Raw genomic sequence first — 15,529 nt, 5'->3', positions numbered from 1 at the left:
GATTAAGCTAATTTTTCCTTAGCCAGAGTATCAGCGATCTCACTGGTAGGTAAATTGTCTTTAGCAGAACGGGTAAAAATTTCAGTGAGGGAAGTATAAATACTGTCAATTTGGTCGCTTACTTTATCCTCAGGGGTGTGTAAATATTTAGATGCAGCAAATATTAACCCACCTGCGTTAATAACATAATCCACAGCAAATAAAATACCTTTTTCATGCAGTATTTTGCCATGGTGAGTATGAGCAAGTTGATTATTGGCGGCACCAGCAATAATGGTAGTTTGTAGTTGAGGAATAGTAAGATCATTAATAACTGCACCTAAAGCGCAAGGAGCAAATACGTCACAAGGTACTTTATGAATAACATCAGTATTAACTGCTTTCGCTCCTAATTCCTGAACAGCCATCTCTACAACAGCGGGGGAAATATCAGCAACAGTTAATGTGGCTCCTAATTCACGTAATTGTTTTGCCAAAGCATATCCAACATGGCCTAGGCCCTGAACGGCTATATGAAGACCATTCAGAGTGTCCTTGCCTAATTTAAAAGCAACCGCAGCTTGAATGCCTCTTAATATCCCTTTAGCAGTAGAAGGAGAGGGATCTCCATTGTATCTGGATAAACTGGCAACATAGTCAGTATGTTCAGCAATGATATCCATGTCGCTTAACTCAGTACCGCTATCCAAAGCAGTGATGTACCTGCCGTTTAATTCATTTACAAACTCACCAAAACGATGCATATACTCAGTTCGATTAAAAAGTCCCTTAGGCTTCATAATGACTGATTTTCCACCACCTAAAGGTAAATTGACAGAAGCAGCCTTAAAGCTCATTCCTCTAGCAAGACGCATAGCATCTTTTAGAGCAGCAGCCGTATTAGGATATTCAATAAATCGGCAACCACCCAAAGCAGGACCCAACTTAGTGCTATGAATCGCAATCATAGCTTTCATACCCGTTTGTGGGTCTACCTTAAAATGTAAATCACCAAATCCATGAGACAATGCATATTCGAGGAAATCTTCTTCAGCTAAAACCTGGTTATCATTTTTAATATTGTCAATAGACATCATTTTTTAAGCTCCTCTTGCAATAATTTTGGGAGAAGTTATAGATCTATTCGCTAATTAAATCAATGTAATTCTTACCAAACGGCTGCATTTGGCGCATCTTGAGAAAAAAACACGCTAAAAATGCTCATGTACTCGAATGTACACTGCGCTTTTTTAGCGAGTTTATTTTCTCAACCTGCACTCAAATCCAACCGTTTGGCAGTCAGCTGCATTTGGCGCATCTTGAGAAAAAAACACGCTAAAAATGCTCATGTACTCGAATGTACACTGCGCTTTTTTAGCGAGTTTATTTTCTCAACCTGCACTCAAATCCAACCGTTTGGCAGTCAGCCGCATTTGGCGCATCTTGAGAAAAAAACACGCTAAAAATGCTCATGTACTCGAATGTACGCTGCGCTTTTTTAGCGAGTTTATTTTCTCAACCTGCACTCAAATCCAACCGTTTGGCAGTCAGCCGCATTTGGCGCATCTTGAGAAAAAAACACGCTAAAAATGCTCATGTACTCGAATGTACACTGCGCTTTTTTAGCGAGTTTATTTTCTCAACCTGTACTCATATCCAACCGTTTGGCAGTCAGCTGCATTTGGTGCGTCTTGAGAAAAAGATATGTTAAAAAATGTTTATTTACTTGAATGCATACAGTAATTATTTATTATATTTATTGTCATCCCGAACGAAGTGAGGGATCTTTTTGATGTCGCACATGGCTAATATAAAAACTTATACAAATCATCCCAGTTTGGATTTATAGAATTTACCAAATCATTTTTCTTCTTACGTGCCCAGCCTTTGATTTGTTTCTCTCTTGTAATAGCAATCCTAATATCAGGGCATATTTCATAGTAAACCAAATGATCAACGTTGTATTTTCGAGTAAATCCTTTTTGCATTTTGTTCTTATGCTCATAAATTCGACGTACCAGATCGTTAGTAACTCCTGTATAGAGCACATTGTGGTATTTGTTGGTTAATAAGTACACAAAGTATTCCTTATCCATTGATAATTCCTATTTTTGAGTTGGACTGTTGGGGTCTGTTAATTTCCTAACGACACAAGTGTATGTTAACAGAAAAAGGAATTGACCTTTATCCTATATACAGTAAATTTTGCAAGATAAACTATTCATTAGAGTTCAAGAGATTCAGTGTGTCAAACAGGAGGTCCCTCATTGCACTCAGGATGACAGGTATGGGCAAGGTGTTATGCTTTTTTATTAAATGTTTTTCTTAAAAAAGGTCGTCCCGAGTGCTAACGAGGGATCCATGGTTAGGTGGTATTAGATTATTACACAAACTCCTGTGGTGTCTTATAGTTTGCTGGTATACACTAATTCGAATATCAATATTATGAGGGAGAGTGTTATGAGAAAAATTGCCTGGATGCTGGGTTTAATGGTCTTAACTCCTTTTGTTTGGGCTGATAATGAGACACCTGATTTGGTACTTGATAAGATTCTGTTTCAGGTTTCTGCCAAAAAATGGGTTACTACGCAAACGGCATTATTAAATGTGAGTATTAACGCGACACTAAGTAATGCGGATTTGGTGAAAGCACGTGCTGACATTATGGATAGTTTAAACAAAATTGCTAAAGGGGAATGGCATTTAGTGCAATTTGATCGTTCTCAGGATAGTTCTGGCCTTGAAAAACTCTATGTACAAGCACAGGCAAGAGTTGATCAATCGGCATTGACAAATATTTATCAAAATGCCAAGTCAGTAAGTAAACCAGGTGCTAAATATGAGATCAGTGGTGTGGAATTCAAACCCAGTTTAGAGGAAACTCAAGTAGTCCGTGCCAAAATTCGAGAGCAGTTATACCAACAAGTCAATGATGAAATGGATAGAATGAATAAAGCTTATCCTAAACAAAATTATTCAGTTAGTAATTTGGTTTTTTTCGAAGGTGATAATATTCCCCAGCAACCGAGAGCTTATCAGGCCAAAGAAATGAATGCATTAGCTATGGGGGCTTCTCCTGCACCTTTGACGGTGAGTAATGAATTGGTAATGACGGCAATGGTAGAAGCGGCATCCAATCGTAAGCAGGGGGAGTAATTTGTTGGTGGTTGATAAAGTTATTGGCCATCGAGGGGCGTCAGGTTATGCCCCTGAAAATACTCTGGCCGCATTCGATAAAGCATTGTCTTTAGGTTGCCATTTCATTGAGTTTGATGTGATGTGCAGCGCTGACGGTGAGCCGTTTATCATTCATGATGACAATTTGAAACGTACCACGAATGGGAAAGGCGAAGTTGGTTTGGTTGAAGCGGATTATCTCCGAAGCCTTGATGCGGGTTCCTGGTATTCCAAACAGTATAAAGGACAAAAAATTCCTCATTTTACTGAACTGTTAAAATGGTTGTCTTTTTCTGGCGTTCAAGCGAATATAGAAATAAAACCGTACCCCGGAACTGTTGAGCAAACTACTGTAACAGTATTAAGTCATATTCACCGTTATTGGCCTCAAAATAAAGAATGGCCTCTCGTTTCTTGTTTTGAGTGGGATGCTTTGGTGTTATGTCGAAGCATTGCTCCAGAAATGCCTTTGGGGTTATTGCTGCATGAGTGGGATGACGATTGGTTACAGAAAGCGAAACAATTGGAATGTTATTCTATACATTTTAACAGAAAGATATTAACTGCCGATAGAGTGAAGGCGGTGAAAGATCAGGGGTATGTGGTATGTGCCTATACTGTAAACCGTAAACGTTTAGCCAAAAAATTATTTGATTGGGGTGTTGATGCTGTCTTTAGTGATTATCCAGACCTGTTAAAATGAAAATACTTTTTTTATTTTTGGTAATTTTTCTAAGTGGTATGCGAGTGCAAGCGAAACCAATTGAACTGGTTTTTTGGCATGGTATGGCAGGGCATTTGGGTGATGAAGTGCGTTTACTCGCTGATGATTTTAATAAAAGTCAAAATGAATACCAAGTAAAACCAGTTTATAAAGGCAATTATACAGAGACTCTAACTAATTTTGCTGCGGCATTCAGAGCGCATCAGGCGCCATCAATAGTTCAAGTCTTTGAAGTAGGTACTTCCATCATGTTGAGTCCTCCAGGTGTGATCAAACCTGTTGATTTATTAATGCGTGAGCAGGGGATGAGTTTGCCTAAAGAGGATTTTATTCAATCAGTTCGTGAATTTTATAGCAGAGACGGGCAATTAATGGCAATGCCTTTTAATCTCTCAGCGCCAGTTTTATATTATAATCTGGATATTTTGGCTAAAGTGGGATACGACAAGAATAACTTCCCTAAAACATGGTCAGAAATGGAAAGGATGGCAGAAAAAATTAAAAAAGCAGGCTACGATTGCACTTATACTACTGCTTACCCCGGGTGGGTTCTATTTGAGTCTTTTCTTGCCATCCATGACTTACCTATAACCCTCGACAATCCAGTTCGTGCCGCTTTCCATACCCCTCAATTGGTTGCTCATTTTCAACGACTGAAACGTTGGCATGATTTGCATTATTTTCGTTATGGTGGCCGTGTCGATGATGCCACAATCTTATTTACCAGTAGTGTTTGTCCATTATTTAGTCAGTCATCGGGTGCCTATAATAGTTTATCTGCTCTTGTTCCTTTTCGTTTGGGTGTTGCAACCATGCCTTTGGATACCAAGGCTAGTACTATCCGACATGCTAATGTGGCTGGTGGTGCAGCTTTATGGGCTGCGGGTGGACAAACACAAGAACAATATAGAGGAATTGCGAAGTTTTTTGCGTTCATTGCTAAACCTGAGGTGCAGAAACGTTGGCATGAACATACTGGTTATTTGCCATTAGGGCTAAAGGGCATATACGCCAGCATTGTTCAATCGAGCGAGCATCCTGCTTTGTTACTGGCTAAAACCGATCTTGAAGATAATTTCCCCGCGAGGTCGTATAAACACTTGGGACCACAAAATCAAATTCGTGGGATTAATGATGAAGTTCTGGAAGCAATGTTCGCTGATCTGATTAGTCCTGAGGATGCTTTGAGCGAAGCGACAATCAGATCAGATCATATTTTGTTGCGTTTTGCGAGAAATACTCAGAAAGAAACTATTAATAAAACTATGAGAAAGCTTGGCTAGGGATGCTGCAGCCATATCTAACCTGTTGGATAGAAAATCTGGGTGTGGTTGTAAAAGAAATGTTGATTTTTCAGTACTTATTATCTCTTGTCATTAGGATTGGATGAGATTGTTTAACTTATTTCAAAGGACAGAATTATGATAATCAGATTCTCAAAAGTATTACTTGTCGTTGCCGTTTCTTTCTTTTGTTTGCTTGTCGCATTTGGCAATATTACGGATTATTCTGCTAATTTTCCAGCGGTAGTTAAGGTGTTAACAATGACAGATATATTTCCTAATTCAACTATCACGTATAGAGCAGTTACTAGCCCTACATTACATTATGCCGCTTTTATTACCATTATTATCATGGAATGTCTAACTGCGTTGTTTTGTGGAATAGGAGCCTGGAAATTATTTAAGGCAAGAAATGAAAGCGCGACTGTTTTTAATCATTCCAAAAATTGGGCCATTGGAGGCCTAACCTTGGGTTTCATGACCTGGCAAGTGATTTTTATGTCCATAGGCGGGGAATGGTTTGGGATGTGGATGTCTCCTATGCTGAATTCAGCACTTACAACTGCCTTCCATATTTTTATTACTATTTTAGCCGTGATGATTTATTTGGTAATTAAGGATGAGTAGAGAGATTGATTTTGATATAGCCTGAGGGGCAATCAAAAACATCAGACTAAAATGATTGTCGGTCTGATGTTTTCTTGCCTATTCATTAATTGGTTTGTAAATTTGGATATAATCTTTGCGTGGTTTCCTCTACTTCAACGTCTTTCTTGCTTACCGGCTTTGTTGAGGTGGAAGATTTACTGAAAAAGGTCACAGTATCTCTTTTGCTTTGATCAAGGTCGTTAATCTTGTCAAAAGATTGGAATTGATCAAAACAATTGAAGAATTTTTCTATTGCACTGCATGTCATGAGAAAAGTTGATACAGTAACGGCGATGCCTATAAAAGGTTCACAAAAAGTTAATGGAACACCTACAGATACGCAAGCGACGTAGCTGAAAAATGCTGCAGTAGCCCAAAACATGAGTTCACAGACTTTAAAAAAGTTAGCAATGATCACATCCGTTTGTTTCGATTCGGTCGTATCTTTTATTGTTTCGAATGCTTTATCAGCACTGATTTCACCAGATTTTACTTGTGCGACCAGAGAGATGAAATTTTCATATTCCTCAATGATCTCAATACCATCGTCTTCATTTTGAGTTTTATTGAAAGAAGCAGTATAAAAGTATTTTATTTGGTTTAATTGCAAAAAAAATTTTCTTGATAACTCTTGGTTATTAAAAAGTTGATAGAATTGGGTATCACAATTTTGCAAGCGTTTTTCTAAGAGACGGGCATTCTTGTAAGAAGGCATAGTTTACCTCAATTTTAATTATAAATTTGAAATCCTATTGATTTATAACGAATTATTGGTTTATATGTAACCAATGTGGCGGCATAATAGCATATTTTAAGTAAAATTACAGTTAAAATTCATAATGAGGCGGGGTAAAATCATACTTTGATACAATTCGAACCATACTGTTGTTATTCAGATCCTTACCTTAACTCAAGATAGGCTCCACGAAGAATCTTAATGAAGGCAAGAACTGATTTTCATCTCAGGGGGATCCTTCGCGATGCTCAGGATGACAGGGATTGGGACAGAATAATAATTATAAATTAAATCAATCTAGATTATAACATTGCTCTGTATAGGGAGAAGTATTTATAGAAAATTATAAACTTTGTTTTATGGCATCATATAATTGTGTCAATTCTATATTTTTCCCTAATATGGTTTTTAATCGATCCAGTTTGAGTCGTTTGGATGCTCGCATAAATTCTCTTTTCATAGGGCTTGCTTTTTCCCATGCCTGAGCGAATGATTCATAGGGAGCGAGTTCTATCTCTAATGTTTTTGCGACAGTTTGTTGTAATTCTCCCATCCGCATTGGGTTGCCATCAGCAATATTATAGATTATCAATGGCGTTTGTACTCGGCCAAGTAGATAAGCGATGCAAGCCAAATCTTTGACAAAAATATGATTAGTAAAAGGGGCTTCAACAGGACTAATTACTGGAGTTCTTGATATAGCCGCACCGATGGGAAGTCTGTTTGGTCCGTAGATGCCCGCAATACGTAATAAGGAGAGTTCGATATTGTGTTGATTGCAATAGATTAACCATTGCTGCTCAGCATCCAATCGTCTTTGTTGGCGTGGAGAATCAATAATGCAAGTTGATGATTCATCAATCCATGCTCCTTGATGGTCTCCATACACACCACTTGAACCAAAATAAATAATTTTTTTTGCATTGAATGAACTTTGATTTAAAAACTGGTTTAAAAAAACATCTCGGGTACCCTGAGGTGGTGGTGGGATTAAGTAGTAGATAATCGAGTTAGTGTCGTTCCATTGAAAAGGGTATTGGAGATCATGTAGTACATGGTCTAATTTTGGTAATTCCAATTCTTTTTTTAATTCCCGTGATACTGCGGTAACCTTCTGTTGACGTGCAAGTAGTTCTTGAGCCAGATAATAACCACAATAGCCGTAACCAAGAATTAAATGATGCATAAGTATTTCCGGTGATTAAAACTAGTTTTTTTACTTCTTTCCAACTCAACTGAGTGGGAAATTGCTTTGTCGATACGGTGCTCGAATCTTCATATACTAAGGTACACCCTCCAGTTCTGCGCTCCGTTTCTTTTTGCACTTCCATCACTTCAGCGAGTTTGGCAAGCAGTCTATTGTTTCGCCTGAAAGCGGCATAAATTCTGAAAATCACATTGTTGACAAATGGCCAGACTTTGAGGGTGCGGTGGGCAATGGCCTGACTTTATTTCTTCAGCTAAATTCGTTAATTGTTCTAACCAGGTTTGTCTATAATCTTCCCAGGTTTCGTTCTCTTTTAAAGTATTAATTTCTTTGCTTTCCAATTTTTCTTCGCTAAAACCACTGAGTTTTATTTTGCCTGTTTTTAATTGAATTAATAACAAGACGTTAATTTGTTCATTAAGTAAAGCATAAAGTAACAATTGAGGTTCCATGGGGCGCTCTTCATTCCATGGTTTACTAGTAGGGAGAGTGCTTTTGTAGTCTATGACCCATTTTTTATTCCCTACTTGATCCAACCGGTCTACTCTAACTTTAAAGTCAAGCCCTGCTAAATTTATCGAATGATTTTCTTCCAAACTTGCAATTGAAAAAGGAGGACGTTGTTTCTCCCATTCCAGATATGACAAGATAATTCGTTTTAATCTTATGTATTCAACATTTGCAATTAAGTCAGGGAGCGCTTGGATATTAAGTTGCTTAAGAGGATTCAATGCACTTTGAATTGCTTGATCAATATATTGCTCAAGTTCATCCGGTTTTAACTTAAGTAATTGTTCTTGATTTTCTAAAGTTTGCCAGAGTAACTCCAAGACTTTATGTATCAATTGACCTTTTTCCCTGTCATCTATTCCGTCCGTGGTTGTCAGGGCAGGGTTGGCTTTAAGTCTATGTTGTGCAAATGCTTTAAAAGGGCATTTGGCCTGATTGCCGAGTAAGCTGGTACCGCCAGAAACGGATTCATCAGATCCTACAGGTACTTTATAGGTTTCTTCAAGATCAACCAAACAGGTTTGAAACTTTGTTTCATCATGAATGGGCTGGGCACTGTAATCAGCATAATGAGTGATTAAGGAACATGGTAAATTAGGAGTATCGTCCTCGAATTGAGAGTAACTAAAAACAGTTTCCAGGCTGCCTCGCTGTAATCTTTGTAAAATTTGTTCAGCAAATTGGAGTTCTCTGGAAGGAATACTGTGTGGCATGCAAAGTTCACGTTGTAATTGCAAAGGGATAAAGGGTGACAAACGTGTTTTTTGAGGTAAACATTGATCAGTTAATCCCATGACCCAAAGGCTGTCAAATTCACAGCCGGATGCTTCTAACAACCCAGAAATTTGAATTGGTGAATTGTTTTTTTGTGCTTGGAAGATGGTGTTTTCCAGAAGTAATTTTAAAGCATCCAGGGCTTCTGTTTTAGATAATTGGCTGCTTATTAAACCTAATTGTCTGAATTCATCAAAGATCATCATAAAGCGATTAAAGCATTGGTAATTTTCTGAATCTAAAGCGTAATCTCCGGGGAAACCCAGGACAGTCAAGCGTTCTTGAAATAAATCAATCCACTCACCTATTGTGGCTTTTTCCGGATATGACTCTATATTCTTTAACAACTCAGCAAGTTTTGGGATGTTATGTCTCATGTCTTCTATAAGTAATTTTGCAGAAAAGAAGTTGTTCTGCAATAATTTGCTTTCTTGTAAGTACTGTGATCGTTGAATAAATTCTTCTTTTGCTTTGCCAATATAAGGTGATTGGAGTAATAAGTTGGCTTGGTGATTATTTAAGAGATTGTTATCAAGGCTGAGCCAGGTGTAAGCATGCGAGATTAAGTGAAAGGCACTTAATGGCTGACCTAAAGAAATATTAAACAAATCTGGTTCAAAATGATTGAATAACACTCGTTGCAGAATTCGTGATTCTTGCCCCAGATTAGGGATAACAACTCCGATTTTCTTTTTCCCTAGTTGAATTTTTTTCTCTAACCAAGCTAACAATTGTTGATATTCTTCTTTTTTATCCTTAGCGGAAAAAACTGTTGGAGTGGTCTGGTTTTCTCTTAAATCATAATAGTATTGGGTAACTCCCTGGGTGTTTAAGTAATGCTGGAGGGTTAGTTGTTGAGGATTAAAATCGTCAAAGCACATCCAAACAATGATTTTGGCAAATCCCTGATAGTTCATATCAATCCAATAAGGAATTAATTGATGCTCATGGATGGCAGAAATTTCTTTGAGCTGTTTGTTAAAAGATCGTCGCCATTGTTGAAATTGTTGTGTTTGTTGGGTGTATTGAAAAGCAGAAGTTTCAGAGGCAATTTGCCATTGCTCACAGTATTCCCACGCTTCTATTATTGCTTTGAGCAAGCCTTCTGTATAAATAATAGTGGGGTGGGATTTTATCAGTTTCCTCCATAAATGTTGGCATTGTGCCGAATTGAATAGTATTGGATGTTGGAGTTCTGGTTTTTGGAATTTTAGTTGCTCATAAGATTTAACAAGAAACGCATTAAAAGGTAAACAGTTAGGTTTGATAACGGTTTTTCTTGCGCAATAAGCATAATAACCCTTAAGAACAGCGCCACTTAATCTATTGTTAGGAGTGATTACGACTGCTCCTTGAGACAATAGATTATAAATGTCACCTGATGATTTTAGTTCATCGGTGAACTTTATGGCTGTGTTCTTCTGATTTACTTTGTTCCAATGCATGCTTTTGTTTATGTTGACGTCGAGTTTTGGTATGCAAGATATCGTATACCAATTGTCCCCTCAAATACATAGCTGCAAGTCCAGATGCAACGGCCAGAAGAATTCCAAACAGCACATAACTGTAGGCCAGAACAACCAGATAGAATATGACCATGCTAGTCAGGGTGGTGACTTCAAATATTTTCGCATTTTCTTCTGTCATCAGAAAAACAATACCCAGATCAAAAACAGGCAAGGATGCAATGACCATGCTGAATCCTAACCAAAATGTTTTTGCTTTATAGGGTTTTTTGCAATGAACGATAGCTTCGCCAAATATAGCCCCTGTACAGGAAGCTACAATCATCCCCAGAATTACTGATTGATATACAGGTATAATTTCTTCAAGTCCGATAGAAGTGAGAAAAGCATTTATCAGTATGGTACCCACCACAGATAATAAGCCAAAATATATTGCTGCCAACATCCTTGGATTGGAAAGACTTAGTGCTGGATCTTGTGTATTCATGATGCACCTGATAATGAGTCCTATATGATAAATAGTAGTACATAATTTTAATATTGTGGGGAATTTCCAGAGGTTCTTTTAATGCCTTTGGAAAAAGCCCATCTATTGGTAATCAGAGGTCAGGTTGAGATGTGCTAATGTAATAACTCGAATCGAAAGATTATAAAAATAGACTATAAATATAGTTAATTAAATTAATCGTTTTGAGCTTAAAATGAATCAGATTCTTTTTAAAAATGCTAACATCCTCTTAAAAGACAGCAGTGAACTTCACAAGAATTTTTATGTTCTTATACAAGATAATTTGATTTACAGGGTGTCGCAGGCACCACTACAGCCTCTTGACGGGATGCCGATTGTCGATGTCAAAGGAAAAACATTAATGCCTGGGTTAATTGATGCCCATGCCCATATTACCGGATTGACCCTAAGTCCTAAAAATAGTTTTTATTCAGAATCCGAAATATTCTTTGCTGCTGCTAATTATCTGAAAAATAGCTTGTTTTATGGCTTTACAACATTAAGGGAAGCCGGAGGGGCTGATTTTCGAATAGCGCAATTACTGGATAACAAGAGTATTGTTGGTCCTCGATTATTTTATTCAGGGAAGGCATTGACACAAACGGGCGGTGGAGCTGACTTTAGAAAACCGAATGAATTGACTGATCCTTGTGGGCATATTAATTCTTTTTCGACTATGTCAGTGATTGCGGATGGGGTCGATGAAGTGAGGCGGGCTGCTCGAGAAGAGTTAAGGAAAGGCGCATCGCAGCTAAAAGTATTCGCTTCAGGTGGGGTTGTTTTCCCTTCTCTGAATAATCCAACACTGTATGAGTATTCTGAGGAAGAGTTATCGGCTATTGTTGAGGAAGCGTGTGCAAGAAACACTTATGTGATGGCTCATGCTTATAGTGATGAAGCAGTAAAAAAATGCGTTAAATCAGGGGTACGTTCCATTGAGCATGCTAATTTTATCAGTGAATCTACAGTCGAGATCATGTCAGAAAATAATGTCTTTTACGACCCAACTTTTATTTCATTAGTTCAAAGAATTGAAAGCGCAAAACAGACTAAGCTGTCCAAATTTATTGTAGATAATTTAAAAACAACTATTGAAAAAGGTAAAAAGGTTTACGAATATGCGAGAAAATATAAGATTCCCATTGCTTTGGGAACTGACCTGTGGGGACCTGAGGCACAGAAGGAACAACTAAGAGAGCTTGAAATACGATTAGAACTCGATTCAGCTGTCAATATCATTCGCTCAGCCACTTCAATAAATGCTGAATTATTGATGCAAGAAGGAAAGATTGGTGTGATAGCAGAAGGAGCGTATGCGGATTTGTTAGTAGTAGATGGAAATCCTTTAGCTAATTTAAAGGTTATGCTAAATCCGAAGGAAAACCTTAAATTCATTATGAAAGATGGTGTTATTTATAAAAATGAATTATGAAATATTAATGGAATTTAGTAAATTCTTTATTTTTTCTAAACCCAGATCCTTCAGTGTTTTTATATTTTTTTCTGGTATTGCATAGGTATCCCCATAAGCAGTAATGGCTTTATCCAAGCTGCCTTCCCTTAATAAATGGATCATGGGATAGGGGGAACGATTGGTATAATTAGAAACATCATTTGTTGGAGTATCAGCAAAATAATAATCTGGGTGAAAAGTGGCTAATTGGTAAATTCCTTCGTACCCTAAACCATGAATGAATTGTTCTGCATCATTTATAAAATCCAGGTAGGAAAAAAAATTTTTAAAAGAATGAGCAAAAACCACCAGAGTTGTTTCAATAACCGGGTTTTTATCCAGTAGTTGAATTTCAGTGATTAAATCGGCAAAGGCTTGTTTTTGTTTTCTGGCGTCAGAGCTTATTATTCTTAATGAGCCTTTATTTACCGGCCCTTTTGCAAAAGGGCAAATAGAATATTCAATAATGAATGATCTTATCCAGTTCGTGGTGTGTTCAGAAATCAAGGGATCATGATATAACATAGGATGGCTGGTTTAAAAAATGGGTATTTTACATAGATAATTTGAAATAACAATGTGCTACAGATGCCCATGGCTATTTTGACATAATCGTTTACAGACCGTGTTTAAAAATAGAGCTCCCTAATGGTTTATTCTTTGTGCTAGCTACATCCGCTTTCTTACGGGCGCGGCTCGGATTATAATGGAGCAAAACCGAGCCGCGCCCGTAAGGAAGCGGATGTATAATAACTGTCAGTAACCAGCATGAACAGTATACAAAATGGAATAATTAACCAAATAAAATTTAAAACGATAGCTTGTATTCTCAGGATATTTAACCGAATAGCGATTGAGAATTTAATATGGAATATTAATTAAGTGCCTATTGGAGGACACCTTTGAAATCTAATCTGGATTTTGTAGGTTGAGCTTTAGTCAAACATTTATAAGCACAATATGTTTTGTATATATCTTAGTTGTGTATATTTTATTGAATTCAGTTTGCTACAAATCATATGGTACTCTGGATTTTATCAATATAAGATTTTACCCTAGATAAAGGATATCAAAATTAATCATAAATTGTTTATACTGATAAAAACAAAAATGGATTTTTGTCATGCAGAAACTATGTCGTTTGATTTTTAAATTAATAGGTTGGAAGATAGTTGGTGAATTACCGAATGAAAAAAAATATATTGTGATTGTTGCGCCTCATACCAGTAATTGGGATTTTGTCATTTGCCTGTGTGCTCGCTTCGTTGTTGGTGTTAAAATCAATTTCCTGGCCAAACATCAATTGTTCTTTTTTCCTTTAAGTAGTTTTTTGCGTGCTGTTGGAGGAACTCCTGTTGACCGTTCTAAAAAAGGGAACATTGTAGAAAAGATTGTGGAATTGTTTCGCCAAAGAGATGAGTTAAGGTTAGGGTTGGCTCCTGAAGGGACACGAAGTCCTGTGAGCAGGTGGAAAGAGGGGTTTTATCATATTGCCTGCCAAGCAGGTATTCCTATTGTGATGGTTGGTCCTGATTATTCAACTAAAGAAATCAGAATTCATCAACCTTTCTGGCCATCTGGAGATATAAAAGAGGATTTTCAATACATTATTGAGTTTTTTAGGACAATTAAAGGGTATCACCCTAAAGAGATACCTGACTATCGTCCCAAGGATTCCTGATATTAGACTGCTTTCCAAACTCTACTGCAGCAGGAAATTGTTTTATCGTTAGGGTGATCGAATCCTCTTGTACTAACATTTACTTTGGTTCTGTGCTCCGTTTCTCCTCGCGTTTCCCTCATTGCAGCGCGTTTGGAAAGAAGTCTATTTAAAAATGCTTACGTAAGATTTCAAGTTCATGGCGCATTTGCTCAATTTCTTCTAGTAAATCAAGGGCTAAGGCTACTCCTGGAGGATTAATGCCTAAATCTCTATGCAAGCGAAAGGCAGATTCCAGACGGTGCAACTCTTTTTGACCTAAAGCAACTTTTTGAGGATCAGAAGGTTGATTTGGAAACAAACCCTGTTCGATCATTTCAATAAATAATTCTTCAGGAATATTGTATTTTTGACATACCTCAATAAAAGAAATAGTTGTTGTTTCGTCAATAAGCACGCCTATTAAAAGATTGTCTTTGCTCACGCTTATACTCCCATTGTCTTGCGAGGATTGTAGGGCATTACTTCTGCCATTTTTTTATATAGGGCTTTTGCTTCTTCTGTTTGTGCCGGAGGTGTAATAATTTTTAATAATACGTATTGATTTCCCGGATTAGGTCCGGGTAATCCCCGGTTTTTGATTCTGAGTTTTTGTCCACCTTGAGAACCAGGTGGTATTTTCAGATCGATTTTTCCTGCCAAGGTAGGTACTACAAGAGTGGTTCCTAAAGCAGCTTCCCAAGGAGTAATTGGGAGTGTCAGGTAAATATCATTCTCCATGACATCAAATACAGGGTGTTTCATCACTTCGACTGTTAAATAAAGATCGCCGCGCTGACCTCCTCCAGTTCCACTGCCCCCCTGTCCAGCCAACCGAATTTGTTGACCTGATTTGACTCCAGCAGGTATTTTAACTTTCAGAGTTTGTATTTTAGTTTCTGGTCCCTGGTCTACGGGCACTTGTAAATTCTTGACGGCACCCTGGAAAGCCTCTTCCAAACTAATAGTGATATTGCCATGGTAATTCTGACCGGTTATTGGCTGTTGTTGGTAACGTGAGTGTCCAAATAAAGTTTCAAAAAAATCACTGTCAAAATGAAATTCCTGAAATGGTTGTTCCTGTGGTCTTTGGCCAGTAAATCCATGGCTTTTGGGATTGAATTCTTTATATTTCAAATATTGATCGTATTCTGCTCTTTTTTTAGGGTCTTTTAGTACTTCGTAAGCTTCCCCCATTTCTTTAAACCGTTCCTCAGCATTGGGTTCCTTACTGATATCGGGATGATATTTGCGTGCTAACTTTCGATAGGCCATTTTGATGTCCTTTTCGGAAGCATCCTGATTAACCCCCATTATTTTATAATAGTCTTTATCCATTTTTTACACTCATTGCCTGTTCCAGTG

15 protein-coding genes are annotated in these 15,529 nt (G+C 37.6%); 6 read left to right on the top strand and 9 right to left on the bottom strand.

The annotated features are described in order from the left end of the window. Positions 1-2: 2 nt before the first annotated feature. The gene (locus tag ACZ5EK_RS11565; RefSeq protein WP_464429725.1) at positions 3-1,076 is read right to left on the bottom strand and encodes a Leu/Phe/Val dehydrogenase; all 1,074 of its coding nucleotides are present in this window, start codon (positions 1,074-1,076) and stop codon (positions 3-5) included. Positions 1,077-1,784: 708 nt separating this feature from the next. Next, positions 1,785-2,075: a GIY-YIG nuclease family protein gene (locus ACZ5EK_RS11560; RefSeq protein ID WP_464429724.1), complete on the bottom strand. Its 291-nt coding sequence runs from the start codon at positions 2,073-2,075 to the stop codon at positions 1,785-1,787. A 364-nt stretch (positions 2,076-2,439) separates the two neighbouring features. On the opposite strand from ACZ5EK_RS11560, the gene ACZ5EK_RS11555 reads away from it, so the two are divergent. The 4 genes from ACZ5EK_RS11555 to ACZ5EK_RS11540 all read left to right on the top strand — a co-directional run bounded on the left by ACZ5EK_RS11555 (position 2,440) and on the right by ACZ5EK_RS11540 (position 5,790). Then, positions 2,440-3,135, top strand: a complete 696-nt coding sequence (locus ACZ5EK_RS11555) for a hypothetical protein (RefSeq protein ID WP_464429723.1) — start codon at positions 2,440-2,442, stop codon at positions 3,133-3,135. Between the two features lie 4 nt (positions 3,136-3,139). Continuing rightward, on the top strand, positions 3,140-3,859 hold the full coding sequence (gene ugpQ, locus ACZ5EK_RS11550; RefSeq protein ID WP_464429722.1) for a glycerophosphodiester phosphodiesterase: 720 nt from the start codon (positions 3,140-3,142) through the stop codon (positions 3,857-3,859). Further along, positions 3,856-5,163: an extracellular solute-binding protein gene (locus tag ACZ5EK_RS11545; RefSeq protein ID WP_464429721.1), complete on the top strand. Its 1,308-nt coding sequence runs from the start codon at positions 3,856-3,858 to the stop codon at positions 5,161-5,163. The genes ugpQ and ACZ5EK_RS11545 overlap by 4 nt, the downstream gene beginning before the upstream one ends. Before the next feature lie 138 nt (positions 5,164-5,301). After that, positions 5,302-5,790: a DUF2165 family protein gene (locus ACZ5EK_RS11540; RefSeq protein ID WP_464429720.1), complete on the top strand. Its 489-nt coding sequence runs from the start codon at positions 5,302-5,304 to the stop codon at positions 5,788-5,790. An 85-nt stretch (positions 5,791-5,875) separates the two neighbouring features. On the opposite strand, the gene ACZ5EK_RS11535 is transcribed toward ACZ5EK_RS11540, so the two are convergent. From ACZ5EK_RS11535 to ACZ5EK_RS11520, 4 genes are all read right to left on the bottom strand, one after another. Next, positions 5,876-6,526 carry a DUF5638 domain-containing protein gene (locus tag ACZ5EK_RS11535; protein ID WP_464429719.1) on the bottom strand — a complete coding sequence of 217 codons (651 nt, stop codon included), beginning with the start codon at positions 6,524-6,526 and terminating at the stop codon, positions 5,876-5,878. A gap of 364 nt (positions 6,527-6,890) precedes the next feature. Beyond that, positions 6,891-7,733, bottom strand: coding sequence for an SDR family oxidoreductase (locus ACZ5EK_RS11530; protein WP_464429717.1), 843 nt, complete (start codon positions 7,731-7,733; stop codon positions 6,891-6,893). A gap of 170 nt (positions 7,734-7,903) precedes the next feature. Continuing rightward, the gene (locus ACZ5EK_RS11525; protein ID WP_464429715.1) at positions 7,904-10,483 is read right to left on the bottom strand and encodes a PD-(D/E)XK nuclease family protein; all 2,580 of its coding nucleotides are present in this window, start codon (positions 10,481-10,483) and stop codon (positions 7,904-7,906) included. Continuing rightward, on the bottom strand, positions 10,431-10,991 hold the full coding sequence (locus ACZ5EK_RS11520) for a hypothetical protein (protein ID WP_464429714.1): 561 nt from the start codon (positions 10,989-10,991) through the stop codon (positions 10,431-10,433). Before ACZ5EK_RS11520 ends, ACZ5EK_RS11525 begins: the two co-directional genes overlap by 53 nt. A gap of 214 nt (positions 10,992-11,205) precedes the next feature. On the opposite strand from ACZ5EK_RS11520, the gene ACZ5EK_RS11515 reads away from it, so the two are divergent. Further along, positions 11,206-12,444, top strand: coding sequence for a metal-dependent hydrolase family protein (locus tag ACZ5EK_RS11515; RefSeq protein ID WP_464429713.1), 1,239 nt, complete (start codon positions 11,206-11,208; stop codon positions 12,442-12,444). Here the strand turns inward: ACZ5EK_RS11515 and ACZ5EK_RS11510 are convergent. Next, on the bottom strand, positions 12,439-12,990 hold the full coding sequence (locus tag ACZ5EK_RS11510) for a DUF1415 domain-containing protein (protein ID WP_464429712.1): 552 nt from the start codon (positions 12,988-12,990) through the stop codon (positions 12,439-12,441). The genes ACZ5EK_RS11515 and ACZ5EK_RS11510 overlap by 6 nt on opposite strands. A 598-nt stretch (positions 12,991-13,588) precedes the next feature. On the opposite strand from ACZ5EK_RS11510, the gene ACZ5EK_RS11505 reads away from it, so the two are divergent. Continuing rightward, positions 13,589-14,146 carry a lysophospholipid acyltransferase family protein gene (locus ACZ5EK_RS11505; protein ID WP_464429711.1) on the top strand — a complete coding sequence of 186 codons (558 nt, stop codon included), beginning with the start codon at positions 13,589-13,591 and terminating at the stop codon, positions 14,144-14,146. A gap of 148 nt (positions 14,147-14,294) precedes the next feature. Here ACZ5EK_RS11505 and ACZ5EK_RS11500 read toward each other — a convergent pair whose 3' ends face one another. Both ACZ5EK_RS11500 and ACZ5EK_RS11495 read right to left on the bottom strand, forming a co-directional pair. Continuing rightward, positions 14,295-14,609 (bottom strand): chaperone modulator CbpM, encoded by a 315-nt coding sequence (locus tag ACZ5EK_RS11500; RefSeq protein WP_464429710.1) that lies wholly within the window; start codon positions 14,607-14,609, stop codon positions 14,295-14,297. A gap of 2 nt (positions 14,610-14,611) precedes the next feature. Then, positions 14,612-15,502 (bottom strand): DnaJ C-terminal domain-containing protein, encoded by an 891-nt coding sequence (locus ACZ5EK_RS11495; protein ID WP_464429709.1) that lies wholly within the window; start codon positions 15,500-15,502, stop codon positions 14,612-14,614. Between the last annotated feature and the right edge of the window lie 27 nt (positions 15,503-15,529).

The sequence above is a fragment of the Legionella sp. JM-2024 genome (assembly GCF_055389095.1).
This window is presented reverse-complemented; position numbering and strand designations above follow the sequence as displayed.